Here is a 15,557-nt window from a genome sequence, read left to right as displayed (position 1 = left end):
GTGCCTGCGATCCTCGAGAAGGTGCTCCGGCTCGGCGAGGGCCGGGTCCTGAAGAAGCTGCACGGGCTGGCCCAACAGGTCAACGCCCTCGAGCAGGGCTTCACGGACATGAGCGACGAGGAGCTCCGGGAGGAGACCGCCCGGTTCAAAGAGCGCCTCACCCACGGCGAGACGCTCGACGACCTCCTGCCCGAAGCGTTCGCCACGGTGCGTGAGGCCGCACGACGTACGCTCGGCCAGCGTCACTTCGACGTGCAGCTCATGGGCGGCGCCGCCCTGCACCTGGGCAACATCGCCGAGATGAAGACCGGTGAGGGCAAGACGCTCGTCGCCACCACGGCCGCCTACCTCAACGCCCTGGAGGGCAAGGGCGTCCACGTCGTCACCACCAACGACTACCTGGCCAAGTACCAGGGCGAGCTCATGGGCCGCGTCTACCGGTTCCTCGGGATGACCGCGGGTGTCATCCTCACGGGCCAGACGCCGGCCGAGCGCCGCGAGCAGTACGCGTGCGACATCACGTACGGCACCAACAACGAGTTCGGCTTCGACTACCTGCGCGACAACATGGCGTGGTCGACCGACGACCTGGTGCAGCGTGGCCACCACTTCGCCATCGTCGACGAGGTCGACTCGATCCTCATCGACGAGGCCCGCACCCCGCTCATCATCTCGGGTCCCTCGTCGGGCGACGCCAACCGCTGGTACACGGAGTTCTCCAAGGTGGTGCGCCGGCTCAACGCGGGCGCCGACTACGAGGTCGACGAGAAGAAGCGCACCGTCGGCGTCCTCGAGCCCGGGATCGCGAAGATCGAGGACTACCTCGGGATCGACAACCTCTACGAGTCGCTCAACACGCCGCTCATCGGGTTCCTCAACAACGCGATCAAGGCCAAGGAGCTGTTCAAGCGCGACAAGGACTACGTCGTGCTGAACGGCGAGGTCATGATCGTCGACGAGCACACGGGGCGCATGCTCCCCGGCCGCCGCTACAACGAGGGCATGCACCAGGCCATCGAGGCGAAGGAGGGCGTCGCGATCAAGGCCGAGAACCAGACCCTCGCCACGATCACCCTCCAGAACTACTTCCGCCTCTACGACAAGCTCTCGGGCATGACCGGTACGGCCGAGACCGAGGCCGCCGAGTTCCAGGGCACCTACAAGATCGGCGTCGTTCCGATCCCGACGAACCGCCCGATGATCCGCATCGACCAGCCCGACCTCGTCTACAAGAACGAGGAGGGCAAGTTCGCCGCCGTCGTCACCGACATCGTCGAGCGGCACGCCAAGGGCCAGCCCGTCCTGGTCGGCACCACGTCCGTCGAGAAGTCGGAGTACCTGTCGGGCCTGCTGCGCAAGGCGGGCGTGCCGCACTCGGTGCTCAACGCCAAGGAGCACGAGCGGGAGGCGTCCGTCGTGGCGCTGGCCGGCCGCAAGGGCGCCGTCACCGTCGCGACCAACATGGCCGGCCGTGGTACCGACATCATGCTTGGCGGCAACGCCGAGTTTCTCGCGGTGCAGAAGATGGCCGAGCGCGGGTACGACGCCGTCGAGCGCGCCGAGGAGTACGAGGACGCGTGGCCCGGCATCCTCGAGGAGGCCAAGGCGGCCGTCGCGGCAGAGCACGACGAGGTCACCGGGCTCGGCGGCCTGTACGTGCTGGGCACCGAGCGGCACGAGTCGCGCCGCATCGACAACCAGCTGCGCGGCCGGTCCGGCCGTCAGGGCGACCCGGGCGAGTCCCGGTTCTACCTGTCGATGCAGGACGACCTGATGCGCCTGTTCAACTCGGGTCTGGCCGAGTCGATGATGAACCGCGCCGGGTTCCCCGACGACGTCCCGCTCGAGTCGAAGATGGTCACGCGCGGCATCCAGTCCGCGCAGTCGCAGGTCGAGGCCCGCAACTTCGAGATCCGCAAGAACGTCCTGAAGTACGACGACGTCCTGTCGCGCCAGCGCGAGGTCATCTACTCCGAGCGGCGCCGCGTGTTGGAGGGCGAGGACCTCGCCGACCAGATCACGCACTTCCGCACCGACGTCATCACGGCCTACGTGGACGGCGCCACCTCCGATGGCGCGCCCGAGTCGTGGGACCTCGAAGGGCTGTGGACGGCGCTCAAGTCGGTCTACCCCGTGTCGATCACGGTCGACGACGTCGTCGAGGAGGCCGGCGGCATCGGTCGCGTCTCGCGCGAGATGGTGCTCGACGAGCTGCTCTCGGACGCGGTCGTCGCCTACTCGGCGCGCGAGGAGCTGCTCGGTGAGCAGGGGATGCGCCAGCTGGAGCGGCGCGTGGTGCTCTCGGTGCTCGACCGCAAGTGGCGCGAGCACCTGTACGAGATGGACTACCTCAAGGAGGGCATCGGCCTGCGCGCGATGGCCCAGCGAGACCCGCTCGTGGAGTACCAGCGCGAGGGCTTCCAGCTCTTCTCGGCCATGACCGACGCGATCAAGGAGGAGTCGGTCGGGTTCCTGTACAACCTGGAGGTCCAGGTGCAGCAGGCCCCCGCCGAGGCTGCCCCGGCGGTGACCGTGGCGGGCGCCGCGGCGGCCGCCCAGTCGGCACCGGACCTCGCCCCGGCCGCGCCGGCTCCTGACGCCTCGACCCAGCCCGAGGCCGCCGCGGAGGAGGCACCCGACGCGTCGGGCACGGCTCCCTCGGCGCCGGGCGCGACGAAGCCGGCGGCGCCGGTCCTGCTGGGCAAGGGCCTGGAGGACCGCGGCCCGCAGGTCCCGCTGTCCTTCAGCGGGCCGAGCGAGTCCAGCACTGGCGTCTCGGCGTCGTCGGACGCCACGGATGCGACCCGTCGCTCGCGCCGTGCGCTGCACGGGGAGGCCCAGGCCGCCGAGGCGGACGGCCGCACCTTCCCCGGCACCCCGCGCAACGCGCAGTGCCCGTGTGGTTCGGGCAAGAAGTACAAGGTGTGCCACGGCCTGAACGAGGGCTGACCAGCTGACGAGGCGTGCACCACGGAGGTGCCCCTGACCTGCATCGACAGTGTCAGGGGCACCTCTCGTTCTCGTGGCCGACGGCGACGGCACGCGGCGATGCCGTCGGCTGGCGGATCGATCGAGGAACCCCGGCCAGCGCCCGTGGTCGCGTCCGTCGCCCTGGACTGCGGGGCGCGGGTCGACGGCCGGCCGACGGGGCGGGCCGGTAGCTAGCCGAGCTCCAGGACTGCGACACGCCACTGGCCGCGGCGGGCCTCCAGGCGGGCCGCGGCCGCGCGGACGCGGCCGTTGTCCTCGACGATCACCGTGACTTCCGCTGCGGTCTCGTTACGGCGGTCCACGCGGACGCGCCGCACCTGGGCCGGTCGCCGGCCCGACGGCACCTGAGCCGGGGCCTCGCGCAGCAGGCGTGCACGTTCGGTGAGCTGGTCGAGCACTGCCGGTGTGACCCAGCGGGCGAGCTGTACCGCGGAGCGCTCGCCGCGCAGCACCTCGACGGCGGCGCGTACCACCGAGCAGCACATCGCGGTCGGGTCCGGGAGCGGTGGAGCGGCCTGCTCGACGACGGGCCTCGCCTCGGCAAGGTCGTCGACGGCCTTCCGCTCGGTCGTGCTCTCGCGCCCGAGGTGCACCTTGCGCACTCGCGGCGGGTGCGTGGGGGCTTGCGGAGGCATGCCGGGGCGTGGGGGCACGGCGCGCACGGTCACGGCGCGGGTGGCGGGTGTCGGGTCGTGGTCGACGGTGCTGGACATCGCGGCCTCCAGGGTGGGTCGTGGCTCGGGCGTCGGGTCAGGAGGGCGGGACGAGGATCTGTCCCGGGCGGACGAGGTCGGGATCGTCGCCGATGACGCTCCGGTTGGCCTCGTGCCAGCGCAGTGTCGCCGCGAGGATCTGCCCGTCGGTCGGGTGGCCGCCGAGGGCGCGTGCGGCGATGGCCCACAGGGTGTCGCCGCGCAGCACGACGACCGTCCCGTCGTCGTGCGTGGCGCTCGGCGCAGCCGGGAGCGCCGGGGCGGGGTCGGGGGTGCGAGCCGCATCCTGCGGCCAGTCAGTCCGTTGTTCTGCTGCCGCGGGGCCGGCCGTCGGCAGCGGTCCGGCGGGCGTCGCGGGCGTCGTGGCCGTCGCGGCGGGCTGGGGCGTGGCCGGGGCCACGTCTGCCGCGTCACGGGGGGTCGGCGCGGCCTGCGCGGCCTGCGCCGGAGCGGTGGGCTCCGGAGCGATCGTCGGCTGCCACGCGAGGTCGACGCCCAGGTGCGCGTCGGCGGTCTCGGGAGTCGTCCCGGGCGGTGCCACGGGCGTGGTCGGCGCCTCGGCCGCTCGGCTGCTCTCGGCGGTGATGGCGGGGTCGGTGCCCGCGTCCGGCGCCGCGAACGCGGTGGCCGGGGTGAGGGCGAGCGACGCGCCGACGCCGACGCCGAGCCCCGCGCGCACGAGCCGGCGGACGATTCCCGGAGCGAGCCGCTGGATCGCCGCCTCACCGGTGCGCCAGCGCAGGCCCGCCCTGGAGGCGGCGACGACGGCGAGCCCGAGCAGCGCGCCGACGGCGACCCACGCGGCCGCGACCGCGGCGGCACCGACGACGGTGACCTCGACCCAGTCCTCGACCCGGGCGGCGGGCGAGCCGGCCTGCGGGGCGATCTCGACGAGACGGGCCGTCAGGGCGATGGCAGCGGCCCCGAGGCCGGCGCCGAGGCCGAGCAGTCGCCCGGTGCCGGTGAGCCGTTGATGGTTCACGTAAGCCTCCGATGATGACGTTTGATGGCGTTGGATGACCCTCAGGGGCGAAAGAGAACCACACCGTGTCATCGATGTCCAGGCCTGCCGGACGAGCCGATTCCCGGATGACCGGCGATCCGTGGCACCCTGTGCGGCGGCGTCGCGGGCTGTCACCCGATGCCGGATGCCGGAAGGAAGACGATGACCGCATCGAGGTCCGCACGATGGGACCTGCTCTTCGCCGATCTCGAGTCGCAGTTCGAGGCGCACGCGCAGGTCGTGCGGGACGGCGAGATCGCCGAGCTGACGCGCGCCGAGCACGCGTCGATGACCCTCGCCGATCGGCTGCGCGCCGTGGTCGGCAGGCCGGTCGCGCTGACCCTGCTCGACGGCGAGCATGTCCAGGGCGTGCTCCGGCGGGTCGCGACGGCGTGGGTCCTGCTGGAGGGCCGTGGCCCGAGCGGCGTGGTCGAACACCTCGTCCCGCTCGCGGCCGTCGCGTCGGTGACCGGTCTGACCAGGCACGTCGTTCCGTCGACGGCGCGCACCGACGCGCTCGGGCTGGGCACCGTGCTGCGCGGGCTCCAGCGTGACCGGGCCCGCGTCGTCGTGCGGACGGCCGGGGGCAGGCGGCCGGGAGGCTGGCGCGCGTCGGCGGGGACCACCTCGACCTGGAGGAGACGGACCGGTCACCGGTCGGCGTGCGTACGGTCCCCTTCGCCGCCGTCCTTCGGGTGAGTCAGGCGTGAGCTCAGATCTGGCCGGAGTCGAGCCGCGCACGCGTGCGCGCGTACTGCCGCGCGATGTAGGCCTCGAGCTCGGTCGCCTCGACCCGCCACACGCCCTTGCCGCCGATCTGGATCGCGGGAAGCTCGCCGCTGCGGACAAGCGCATACGCCTGACGGGACGAGATCGCGAGCATCTCCTCGACGTCGGCGAGGGAGAGGAATCGGGCGGCCATGCGGTCAGTCTGGCACAGCACGTGCCGACAGCACACCACGTTTGTCCACAACAGCCATCACTGAGCGACGGTAGACGACCGATGATGTCGTCGACCGACACACGACCCACCACCAGCACGAAGGAACGCCCATGAGCTCCCCGACACTTCCCGCCCCCGTGGCGCCCCGCCTGCGCCGGCCGTCCTGGCGCGACCCGCGCCTGGTCGTGGGCATCGTCCTGGTCGCGCTCTCCGTCGCGCTGGGGTCGTGGGCCGTGTCCTCGGCGTCGCGCACCGTTCCCGTGTGGGCAGCCGCCGGAGCGCTCACCCCGGGCGAGAGGCTGACGCCCGGTGCCCTGCGAGTCGTGGACGTGCGCCTGGGCGACCGTGCCGACCGCTACCTGCCCGCGGACCGGCCCCTGCCCGACGGGCTCGTCGTCACGCGCGCCGTCGGCGACGGTGAGCTCGTCGCGCGCTCCGCCCTGGGCGAGGCCGCGGGACTCGACCTGCGTTCGGTCGCGGTCCCGGTCGACGGCGCGCTGTCCGCGCGCGTCCGCAAGGGCAGCGTGGTCGACGTGTGGTTCGTGCCCGACGCGGCTCCCGGGTCGGACGCGCCCGCCCCCGACCCGCGGGCGGTCGTCGAGGGGGTCCTGGTCGAGCAGGTCGACGACGCCGGGACGCAGCTCGTCGTCGGCTCCTCGACGACGCTGCACGTGCTGGTCCCCACCGCCGACCTCCCGGGCCTGCTCGCGGCGCTCGGGGCCGACGGTTCCGTCGACGTCGTGCCGGTCGCCGGAGCCGACGCCTGATGGCGGCCGAGGTCACCGTCCTGTCGGCCGTGCGCGGCGCGGCCGAGACGCACGTGGTGCTCGCGCTCGGGGCGCCGGGCTCGACGGCGACCGTGACACGCCGCTGCGGCGACGTCGTCGAGCTGCTGGCGGCCGCCGCGGCCGGCGCCGGCACGGTCGCCGTCGTCTCGGGCGATCTTCCGGGCCTCGACCGCGAGGCGGTCGCGAGGCTGCACGCCGCCGGGGTGCGCGTCGTCGCGCTCGACGACGGGCACGGCCGAGAGCGGCTGCGCGCGCTCGGGGCCGACGTCGTCCTGGACGCCACGGCCGCCGCCTTGGAAGGTGCCGTGGCCGATGCCGTACGCGAGGCGGCAGGGGCGGGCGGCGCGATGGCCGATCCCGCGCCGGCCGATCCGGGCGCCGAGCCTCCGGCCGACGACGGCGCACGGGGACGCGTCGTCGCGGTGTGGGGTCCGGGAGGCGCTCCCGGCCGCACCACCGCGGCGCTCGAGATCGCGGCCCGGCTCGCGGGGCTCGCGTCCGGCCCGCCGCGCGCCGGACGCCGGCCGGGCCCCGGCCGCGGGCGCCCTGCGGACGACGCAGGCGGCGAGACGCTGCTCGTCGACGCCGACACCTACGGCTCGTCGCTGGCGATGCGCCTCGGGCTGCTCGACGACGCACCAGGGCTGGCCGCCGCGTGCCGGGCTGCCGGGCAGGGTGTGCTCGACGTCGTCGCGCTCGCACGCCTGACCCCGGTCGTCGCACCCCGGCTGCGGGTGCTCACGGGCCTGACGCGCGCGGCCCGGTGGCCCGAGGCTCCGGCCTCGGCCCTCGAGGTCGTGATCGAGCAGGCGCGCCGGCTGGCCGAGTGGACGGTCGTGGACACCGCCTCGCCCATCGAGGCCGACGAGCTGCTCATGTACGACACGCACGCGCCGCAGCGCAACGCCGCCACCCTGGCTGCGCTGGCCGCGGCCGACGACGTCGTCGTGGTGGGTGGCGCCGACCCTGTCGGCGTGCAACGGCTCGTGCAGGCCCTCGAGGAGCTGCGCGAGGCGCCCGTGCCGGTACCCACCCCCGCGGTCGTCGTCGTCAACCGTGCGCGCGCGGCCGCCGTCGGGCCGCGTCCCGAAGCGGCCGTGCGCGAGGCCATGGCCCGCTACGCCGGGGTCGACGACGTCGTCGTCGTCCCCGACGACCCGGCGGTCGACGGAGCGCTGCTCGCCGGGCGCAGCCTGGCCGAGCACGCGCCCGGCTCACCGGTGCGGACGGCGTTCGCCGAGGTGGCCGACCGCCTGCGGCGGGCCGTGGCCTGAGCGCCGCCGACGACCCGAGCGGGGGCGTGGCCTTCGCCACAGTGGCGCGTGCCGATTTGTCGTGCGGCGCCTGCGGGGCGCACCCTGTCCGGGTTGCCTGCGCGCGCCGCGAGACGCTCCGCAGCCCCGGGCGGCGAATCCGACGACGGTGAGAGGGCACAGCCATGACGGCGACCATCGACAGCGCTGGAAGCGCTCTCAGGCTCCAGGGGCCAGGGGGCGACGCTTCGGGGCGCCAGAAGCCGGGTGAGGAGCACGGCTTCTATCACTTGACCTGGATGCAGCGCATCGGATTCGGGTCGGGCGACCTGGCCCAGAACCTCATCTACAACACCGTCTCGACGTACCTGCTGTTCTTCTACACGGAGGTCTTCGGGCTGTCCGCGGCCGCGGCCGCGACGATGTTCCTCGCGGTGCGCCTCATCGACGTGGTCTGGGACCCGATCGTGGGCACCATGGTCGACAAGCGCTCGACCCCGTGGGGCCGGTACCGCGGCTACCTCGTGCTCGCGGGCATCCCCCTGTCGGCGCTCGCGGTGCTGGTCTTCTGGACGGGCATGTCGGGCTCGCTGCTGTACGCGTACGTCACCTACGTGGGCCTGTCGATGCTCTACACGTTGCTCAACGTGCCCTACGGCGCGCTGAACTCCTCGCTCACGCGCGACAACGACGAGATCTCGGTGCTCACCACGACCCGCATGTTCCTCGCGAACATCGGCGGGCTCGCCGTCGCGTTCGGCGTGCCGGTGCTCGTGCGCCTCTTCTCCGCCGACGGCCACTGGGACACGCCCGCCTCCGCGGGCGGGTGGCTGACCACAATGGCGATCTACGCCGTCGTCGGCCTGGCCGTGCTGATCTTCACGTTCACGCAGACCAAGGAGCGCGTCGTCATGGACGACGCCACCGCCGAGCAGGTACGCGTCAGCGACCTGGTGACCGAGTTCCGGCGCAACCGGCCGCTGCGCGTCGTCGCGTTCTTCTTCATCACGGCGTTCGCCATGATGTCGGTCGGCAACGCCGGGGCCGCGTACTACATGAACGACGTCGTGCGCGCCGAGGACTCGGTGCAGTGGTTCAACGCGCTGGGCGTGCTGCCTGCGTTCGTGTTCCTGCCGCTCGTGCCGCGCATCAAGCGCTGGGTGGGCAAGAAGCCGCTGTTCCTCGGGTTCCTCGGGGTCGCGATCCTCGGGCTGGCGATGCTCTACCTCATCCCCGACCCGGCCGAGCACGTGGGCCTGGTCATGGCCGCACAGTTCGTCCGCTCGACGGGCGTCATCGTCGCCACCGGCTACATGTGGTCGCTCATCCCCGAGGTCGTCTCCTACGGCGAGTGGCGCACGGGCCGGCGCATCTCGGGCATCGTCAACGCCCTGACCGGCATCTTCTTCAAGGCCGGCATGGCCCTGGGAGGCGTGGTGCCGGGCGTCGTCCTGTCGCTGACGGGCTACCGCTCGGACGCCGGGACCCAGTCGGACGCGGCCACGCACGGCATCCTGTGGCTGGTCTCCGTCATCCCCGCGGTGCTGCTGGTCGTCGCGATGGTCATCATCAGCCGTTACGACCTGACCGACGAGCGCCTCACGCAGATGAACGCCGAGATCGAGCAGCGCGCCGCGGGAACGCCCGCGACGGCCTGACGGGCCACGCTCCTGCACAATCGAGGCATGCGCCTCTACGTGCCTGCCACGCTCGACGAGCTGGACGCCGCCGTCGTCACCGCCTCCGCCGCCACCTGGACCGTTCCGGGCGGGCCGGCCCACGCGGTGACGGCGGCGCTCGCGTCCTCGCTGCCCGACGAGGACGACGAGGGCCGGGAGTGGCTCGCGTTCCTCGCCGCCGCGCACGACTCGCTGCTGCGCATCGCCGGGGCGCCCGACGGCGTCCGGCTGCGCGTCGTGGTCACCGTCGAGGTGCCCGACGACGCCGTCGCGGCCGGTCCCGGTGAGGGGAGCCCGGCGTCCCAGGTGACCGTGACGCGCAGCCTGCCGGGCACGAAGGTCGTGGCGGTGCACGTCGACGAGCCCGAGGCGGCCGCGGACGTCGCGGAGGTGCTGGACGCGGCAGCGAGCGACGCGCCGGAGGCCGAGGCGGTGCTCGACGACGCGATCCAGCGCGTGACCGACCGGGACCTGCTCTGGTACGCGCCCGAGGAGCTGCGGGCGATCCCGCGCGCGTAGCGCGCCCGCAGCCCGCCCCGGCCGGGCGCTCGCGGCCTAGGGGCCTTGCCCCTGGATCTTGGACACGCTTGTCGGTGATTGCGCGGCCGGGCCGAGCGTAGCGGCCTGAGGTGCCTCGAGGGTGTTGGGGACGTGCGCCAACCGCCGAGTGACGGTGTCCCGTGCTCCGCCCTCGGCGCCGCACCGCTTGCAGAACCGGTCCTCATCACGTCGCACGACCCGACACACGAGCGTCGTGCGCTCCGGGCTCAGGTGCTGGGCGACGACCACGAGGCCGAGCGTGTCGAGGCGGCAGAACGCCGTCAGGTCAGGGGGCAAAAGGTAGGTTCGTCCACGTCGAGGTCTTTCGGATGGGTTGGCGTGAGAACCCCCATCTTCGGAAGGCCTCGACCCCTACCCGGTCACCGACGCGCCGACACCAGCCCCGCCACCAGCGACCCGACTACACGCTCACCTGGGATGAACCGCAAATCGTCTCTACTTCTTCGAGGTCAGGTTCCCGACCCCGTCGTACGCCATCGTGGTGAAGTCACACCTTTTGCTTGCTGCCCATCCAGATCCACAACGTGTTTGAGTAGGGCCAGTCGAGACTGCGTCCACGGCTGTCGCGCCAACTGACCAGTTCAACAGACACACTCTCTGAATCTGCCCCCCAAGGGTTCCCGCTGTAGCGCAGCCTAACCCGCTCGGTGTCATCGTTCGGCAGTTGAAAATGCCTAGCGTCGAAGAGATAAACAGACGGAGGTTCGAACTCATCCGCTTCTAGAGAGTCGAAACTAGGCGGTGTGCAGTACGGCTCCACAGACTCCTCCAGTGGGATGGCAACCGCGAGCCGCATTCCGGGATCGATGCCCACTTGCGCGCGGAGAACGCGGGCAACAAGGCGCGGAACGTCTCGGATTGCCAACCACTGAATACCGACCTCGTCGATATGACACGAGTCAAAGTAAAACTCGAGATCACCGTCGCGAAGGCGCTTCTTCGCGACCGACAACCATGCTTCTAGCGTCGCACACACTACGGAACTTCCCACCCATTCGCGCGCAGCCACTGTTCCCGAGCCATTGTCAGCACTCCTCCACCATGCTTCCATGTTCCGTCAATGTTGAGTGCAGAACCATCACCGAAATGTACGTGCTGCTGCCCGCCTGTAACCCCACCGCCCTAAGACGGTCGCACGGCAGACCCTCGCGGGCGGGCAGGACGAGCTCGACCTCGGGTTGCAGCCGCCGCCGGAGGCGGGCGGCCCGTTGCCGGTCACGTCGTCGCGGATGGGGCCCTGCGGGGGCCCGTCAGGCCGCGAACACCGCCCGGCGCGACGCCCGGCGCAGGGCGTGCAGCAGGCCCGGGCCGAGCACCGCGATCAGCACGACGCACGTGACCGCCCGCCCCAGGTTCCAGCCGAGCGACGTCACCGTGTTGACCACCGCGAACGTGCGCAGGTTGGACCACGCCCCCGCGGACGGGTCGAATCCCGCCTGCGAGCCCGTGCCGAAGACGAACGGCCAGAACGCCAGATCCACCAGGTAGCCGTAGGCGAACGAGGCCACGAACCCGTACGCGCCCAGGAGCGCGAGCTCGGCGCGTGAGCCCGCCCGCGTGGGCGGCAGCAGCCCCGCGCCGAGCCCGACGAACGCGGCCCCGATCATCTGGTACGGCATCCACGGGCCCACTCCCGCGGTGACCAGCGCGGACGCGAAGATCGTCAGCGCCCCCAGCAGGTAGCCGAACCCGGCGCCGAACGCACGCCCGCCGAGCACGATGAGGAAGAACACCGTCTCCAGGCCGCCCGCGCCCGCGCCGAGCGGGCGCACGATCGCGCCGATGGCCGCGAGCACCCCGAGCATCGCGAGCGTCGTGGTGCGCACCTCGCGCCCCGACAGCTCGACCAGCACGAGCGCCGCGACCACCAGCAGCACCGCGCCCATGACGACGGGCGCGATGCTCGCCCCGGTGCGGTCGTCGCCCACGAGCGCGGCCGGGTCGACCAGCAGCGGCCACGTGAACGCGACCAGGCCGATCAGGGCCGCGGCCGTCAGGGTGACCCGGGAGCGTGGCGGGAGGGGACGGCGCGCAGCCGCGCGCCCGGGGTCGTGAGCGGGTCCGGCGCTGCGCTCACCGCACGCCACCTGTCGCGGCCGTGCCTGCCGCCGACGCGAGCTGCAGGCCCGCGCGCACGTCGTCGAGCGTGAGCCACGGCCACGGCCAGAACACCTTCGCGAGCTGTGGCGCGTACGCGGGGGAGGCCGTGCAGATCTCGCGCGCCGGGCCGTCGGCGACGACCTGGCCGTCGGCCAGGATGACGGCTCGGTCGGCCACGTCGGCCGCGAACTCCACGTCGTGCGTCGCGACGACGACGGTGGCCCCCTCGCGCGCGAGCTCGCGCAGCAGCCCGGCGAGGCGTTCCTTGGTCGCGTAGTCCAGCCCGCGGGTCGGCTCGTCGAGCAGCACGACGGCGGGGCGGGCGACGAGCTGGACCGCGAGCACGAGCCCGAGGCGCTGCCCCTCGGACAGGTCCGCCGGGTCGGCATGCGGGCTCGCGCACAGCAATGGGCCACGGGCACCGGTGGCCTCGCCGGCGCCGTCGAGCCGGGCCAGCAGGCGTGCCGTGCTGCCGGACGCGACCCGGGACTCGCGGTCGGCCTGCGCGCACTCGGCGGCGACCGTCGGCAGGTACAGCAGGTCGGACGCCGTCTGCGGCACGAGGGCGACGACGCGGCGCGCGGCGCTCGCGGCCCGGGGGCGCGGGTCGGTGCCCGCGACAGTCAGCGCTCCCGTCGACGGCGTGGCACCCGCGAGGGCCCACAGCAGCGAGGACTTGCCGGCGCCGTTGCGTCCCATGACGACGGTGACCTGCCCCGCGTCGAGGCTCAGGTCCAGGCCGTCGACCGCCGTCGTCGAGCCGTAGCGCACGGTGAGCCCGCGCGCGGCCACGGCGGGGGCCGGCCGGTCGCGCCCGGTGCCCGCCGGCCGTCCGACGGCCCCGGCGTCGTGCCGTCCCGCCACGCCCTGGCCGCTCGCGGGTCCCGTCACGGCCCCGGCGTCGTCCCGCCTCGCTACGGCGCCTGCGTCGTCCCGCCCCGCCCCGCCCCGGATGCCCGCCGACCGCCCGACCGCCCCGGCATCGACCCGTCCCGCCGCCACCCGGACGCCCCCAGATCCCGCGACGCCCCCGACGTCGTCGGGCTCCGCCGCGAGCTCGGGGTGCTCGCTGCGGACGGTGCGTCGCGCCTGCCGCACGTCGAGCGGCACGCGCGCCCAGCCGAGCTCGTGCGCCAGCGCGGCCAGGGGTGGGCGCACGTCCGCGCGCGCGAGCACCTGTGGCCCGTCCCCGTTCACGGCGCTGCCGTCGCCGGGCAGCCACACGACCTGGTCGGCGGCCTGCATGACGCGTTCGAGCCGGTGCTCGGCGAGCACGACGGTCAGCCCGACGTCGTGCACGAGCGAGGTGATCGCGGCGAGGACGTCGCCGGCCGCGGTGGGGTCGAGCGCGGAGGTGGGCTCGTCGAGCACGAGCACGCGGGGCTGGGCGGCGAGCACGGACGCGATCGCGACACGCTGCTGCTGCCCGCCCGAGAGTGTCGTCAGTGCGCGGCGGCGCAGGTCGCCGATGCCGAGCAGGTCGCACGTCTCCTCGACGCGCTTGCGCATCGCCGTGGGCGTGATGCCGAGCTGTTCCATCCCGTAGGCGATCTCGTCCTCGACGCGGTCGGTGACGAATCCGCGTGCCGGGTCCTGCCCCACGTACCCGACGAGCCGGGCGAGCTGGCGCGGCGGGTGGTCGCGCGTGCTGCGCCCCGCGACGGTGACGGTGCCGCGCATGGTCGCGCCCGTGAAGTGGGGCACCAGTCCGTTGACGGCGCCGAGCAGCGTCGACTTGCCGCTGCCGGTGCGCCCGACGACGAGGCACAGGTCGCCCTCCGCGATCGTGAGGGAGACGCCGTCGAGCACGGGCCGGGTCGCCCCCGCGGGGGTGAGCGTGACGTCGTCGAACGTGATCATCGAGCCTCCTGCGCGGGCGCCGCCGTCCAGGCCAGGGCGCACGCGACCAGCAGCGGGACGGCGAGCATCGCCGGGGTGGGGGCTGGCCACAGCGCCGGCGACGTCGGGCGCATCACGGCCGGGTCGGTGGCCAGCGCCCACGCGGCCACGGCGAACGTGGCAGTACCCGAGGCCGCGACGGCCGACTCGCGGCGCGTCCACGGCGTGGGCCGGTAGCGGGTGACGGCCAGGCGCCGCCGCGCGAGCGTCATGGCCGCGGCCGAGCACACGCCCCCGGCGACCAGGCACGCCGTCCCGGCCGCGCCTGCGCCGGGCAGGCCGAGGACGGCGACCGCCCCGAACCCGAGCAGGCCCAGCGCGGCGGCGGTCAGGCCCGCGGTCGCCGCCGGGACGCGGCGGGCGTCGAGCGTCGCTCCGTAGCCGCGGGCCTCCATGGCCGCGGCGATCGACACCGAGCGGTCGATGGCGTCGCCGAGCACGGGCAGCACCAGGCTGCGCAGCAGGCGGGCACGCCCCGGGGTGCTCCCACGCAGCCGTCGGGCGCGGCGCACGCGCGCCGCGGAGTCGAGCAGCTGGGGCGCGACGGTCAGCGCGATCGCCATGGCGGTGGTCGCCTCACCGAGCGCGGCGGGGAGCGCGCGCAGGGCGCGGCGCGGGCTGGCGAGCACGGCAGCGGCTCCGACGCACATCACGATGACGGCGAGCCGCAGCCCGTCCCCGAGCGCGAGCGCCATTCCGTCGACGGTCACCGGCCCGCCCAGGCGGATCCCCGCCGCCCACGTCGGCAACGGCACCCGGGGCAGCGTGAACAGGACGGTGCCGGCCCGGTTGACCCCGAGCACGGCCTGGAGCACCAGCCGCACGACGACGATCGCCGCTCCGAGGCTCACGTACAGCCACCAGGTGCGACGTGCTCCGTCGGCGGGCCGACGGCGCAGCGCGACCGCTCCGGCCGCGGCGGCCACGAGAGCGGCGAGCAGCGCATGCGTCGTCAGGGAGACGGCGGCCGCGGCGCCCGCGGCCCACGCCCACCACGCCCCAGGGTGCAGCTCGCGTCCCGGCCGGGCGGCGCCCACCTCGTCAGCTCGCGGGGGAGGGGCGGTCACATCGGCGATCTCGGGCGGTGTGCAGGCGGAGCCGTAGCACCAGCCCTCGATCGTGCCGGGCGCCGGCACCGCCTCGTCGGAACCGGCCGTGGCGAAAGCCCACTCGCCGCCCGGGGTCGCGGTGTAGTACTGCCAGAACCGGCCGTCGAACGCCGCGGGGCACTGGGCGGGCTCGCCGCCGACGGCGCAGATGAAGCCGCTCGCGTCACGAGCGACGTCGAGTCCAGCCGCGTCGAGCGCCGCCGTCCCGGTCGCGGGCGTGCCGACGCACTGGTCTGCCAGGCGCGTGCCGTCCTCGGCGGCGACGACGAGCCAGACGTCGCCCGCGTCCGTGCAGGCCGCGACGTCGTCGTCGCCCGATGGAGGGCCGGCGGGGGAGGGGCTGGACGCCGGTGTCGCAGAGCACGCGGCGAGCAGGAGCAGGCTCGCGGCGGCGGGGAGCCGGCGGCCGATGGAGCGGGCAGCGGTCATGGATGCCTCCTGGGACGGGCGCGGGAGGCGTGGGCACCGCGGCAGCGCGGGGCGGCCCCACCCGCAGTCCGCGACGGGTGTGGTGGTCG

At 73.7% G+C, this 15,557-nt stretch carries 13 protein-coding genes and 1 pseudogene; 6 read left to right on the top strand and 8 right to left on the bottom strand.

Translation table 11 applies throughout. From position 1 onward, the window contains the following. Positions 1-2,949 (top strand): preprotein translocase subunit SecA, encoded by a 2,949-nt coding sequence (gene secA / locus ET495_RS08795; RefSeq protein WP_129204322.1) that lies wholly within the window; start codon positions 1-3, stop codon positions 2,947-2,949. A gap of 212 nt (positions 2,950-3,161) precedes the next feature. Here secA and ET495_RS18110 read toward each other — a convergent pair whose 3' ends face one another. Together ET495_RS18110 and ET495_RS08785 are read right to left on the bottom strand one after the other, a co-directional pair. Beyond that, on the bottom strand, positions 3,162-3,704 hold the full coding sequence (locus ET495_RS18110) for an Rv3235 family protein (protein ID WP_211340811.1): 543 nt from the start codon (positions 3,702-3,704) through the stop codon (positions 3,162-3,164). Between the two features lie 37 nt (positions 3,705-3,741). Beyond that, a complete protein-coding gene (locus ET495_RS08785; RefSeq protein ID WP_129204320.1) occupies positions 3,742-4,686 on the bottom strand; it encodes a LysM peptidoglycan-binding domain-containing protein in 945 nt (314 codons plus the stop codon). Positions 4,687-4,869: 183 nt separating this feature from the next. On the opposite strand from ET495_RS08785, the gene ET495_RS08780 reads away from it, so the two are divergent. After that, positions 4,870-5,406, top strand: coding sequence for a hypothetical protein (locus ET495_RS08780; protein WP_245992984.1), 537 nt, complete (start codon positions 4,870-4,872; stop codon positions 5,404-5,406). Positions 5,407-5,419: 13 nt separating this feature from the next. Here the strand turns inward: ET495_RS08780 and ET495_RS08775 are convergent, their stop codons facing one another. Next, positions 5,420-5,629: a helix-turn-helix domain-containing protein gene (locus tag ET495_RS08775; protein ID WP_129204318.1), complete on the bottom strand. Its 210-nt coding sequence runs from the start codon at positions 5,627-5,629 to the stop codon at positions 5,420-5,422. Positions 5,630-5,760: 131 nt separating this feature from the next. Here ET495_RS08775 and ET495_RS08770 point away from each other — a divergent pair, with 131 nt between their 5' ends. From ET495_RS08770 to ET495_RS08755, 4 genes are all read left to right on the top strand, one after another. Then, a complete protein-coding gene (locus tag ET495_RS08770) occupies positions 5,761-6,417 on the top strand; it encodes a CpaB family protein (protein ID WP_129204316.1) in 657 nt (218 codons plus the stop codon). Next, a complete protein-coding gene (locus tag ET495_RS08765; RefSeq protein ID WP_129204314.1) occupies positions 6,417-7,712 on the top strand; it encodes a hypothetical protein in 1,296 nt (431 codons plus the stop codon). The genes ET495_RS08770 and ET495_RS08765 overlap by 1 nt, the downstream gene beginning before the upstream one ends. 278 nt (positions 7,713-7,990) lie before the next feature. Next, the gene (locus tag ET495_RS08760; RefSeq protein ID WP_245992983.1) at positions 7,991-9,349 is read left to right on the top strand and encodes a glycoside-pentoside-hexuronide (GPH):cation symporter; all 1,359 of its coding nucleotides are present in this window, start codon (positions 7,991-7,993) and stop codon (positions 9,347-9,349) included. Positions 9,350-9,376: 27 nt separating this feature from the next. Then, entirely contained in the window at positions 9,377-9,889 is a 513-nt protein-coding gene (locus ET495_RS08755) for a DUF6912 family protein (RefSeq protein WP_129204310.1), read from the top strand. A gap of 126 nt (positions 9,890-10,015) precedes the next feature. Here ET495_RS08755 and ET495_RS18625 read toward each other — a convergent pair. The 5 genes and pseudogenes from ET495_RS18625 to ET495_RS08735 all read right to left on the bottom strand — a co-directional run. Continuing rightward, positions 10,016-10,207: pseudogene (locus tag ET495_RS18625) on the bottom strand (ISL3 family transposase); the annotation flags it as partial. Positions 10,208-10,418: 211 nt separating this feature from the next. Then, a complete protein-coding gene (locus tag ET495_RS08750) occupies positions 10,419-10,883 on the bottom strand; it encodes a hypothetical protein (protein ID WP_129204308.1) in 465 nt (154 codons plus the stop codon). 298 nt (positions 10,884-11,181) lie between these two features. Next, positions 11,182-12,018 (bottom strand): ECF transporter S component, encoded by an 837-nt coding sequence (locus ET495_RS08745; protein ID WP_129204299.1) that lies wholly within the window; start codon positions 12,016-12,018, stop codon positions 11,182-11,184. Further along, the gene (locus ET495_RS08740) at positions 12,005-13,891 is read right to left on the bottom strand and encodes an ABC transporter ATP-binding protein (RefSeq protein ID WP_129204298.1); all 1,887 of its coding nucleotides are present in this window, start codon (positions 13,889-13,891) and stop codon (positions 12,005-12,007) included. The genes ET495_RS08745 and ET495_RS08740 overlap by 14 nt, the downstream gene beginning before the upstream one ends. Then, positions 13,888-15,468, bottom strand: coding sequence for a CbiQ family ECF transporter T component (locus ET495_RS08735; protein WP_129204297.1), 1,581 nt, complete (start codon positions 15,466-15,468; stop codon positions 13,888-13,890). The genes ET495_RS08740 and ET495_RS08735 overlap by 4 nt, the downstream gene beginning before the upstream one ends. Positions 15,469-15,557 lie beyond the last annotated feature (89 nt).

Source organism: Xylanimonas allomyrinae, assembly GCF_004135345.1.
Lineage (GTDB): Bacteria > Actinomycetota > Actinomycetes > Actinomycetales > Cellulomonadaceae > Xylanimonas > Xylanimonas allomyrinae.
The sequence above is the reverse complement of the archived record's forward strand: the minus strand, read 5'-3'. Positions and strand labels throughout refer to the sequence as shown.

Bases quoted from the DNA above. Each gene is read 5' to 3' on its own strand.
- ET495_RS18110 (WP_211340811.1), bottom strand. From the start codon at position 3,704: ATGTCCAGCACCGTCGACCACGACCCGACACCCGCCACCCGCGCCGTG.
- ET495_RS08780 (WP_245992984.1), top strand. From the start codon at position 4,870: ATGACCGCATCGAGGTCCGCACGATGGGACCTGCTCTTCGCCGATCTC.
- ET495_RS08775 (WP_129204318.1), bottom strand. From the start codon at position 5,629: ATGGCCGCCCGATTCCTCTCCCTCGCCGACGTCGAGGAGATGCTCGCG.
- ET495_RS08770 (WP_129204316.1), top strand. From the start codon at position 5,761: ATGAGCTCCCCGACACTTCCCGCCCCCGTGGCGCCCCGCCTGCGCCGG.
- ET495_RS08765 (WP_129204314.1), top strand. From the start codon at position 6,417: ATGGCGGCCGAGGTCACCGTCCTGTCGGCCGTGCGCGGCGCGGCCGAG.
- ET495_RS08760 (WP_245992983.1), top strand. From the start codon at position 7,991: ATGCAGCGCATCGGATTCGGGTCGGGCGACCTGGCCCAGAACCTCATC.
- ET495_RS08755 (WP_129204310.1), top strand. From the start codon at position 9,377: ATGCGCCTCTACGTGCCTGCCACGCTCGACGAGCTGGACGCCGCCGTC.
- ET495_RS08740 (WP_129204298.1), bottom strand. From the start codon at position 13,891: ATGATCACGTTCGACGACGTCACGCTCACCCCCGCGGGGGCGACCCGG.
- ET495_RS08735 (WP_129204297.1), bottom strand. From the start codon at position 15,468: ATGACCGCTGCCCGCTCCATCGGCCGCCGGCTCCCCGCCGCCGCGAGC.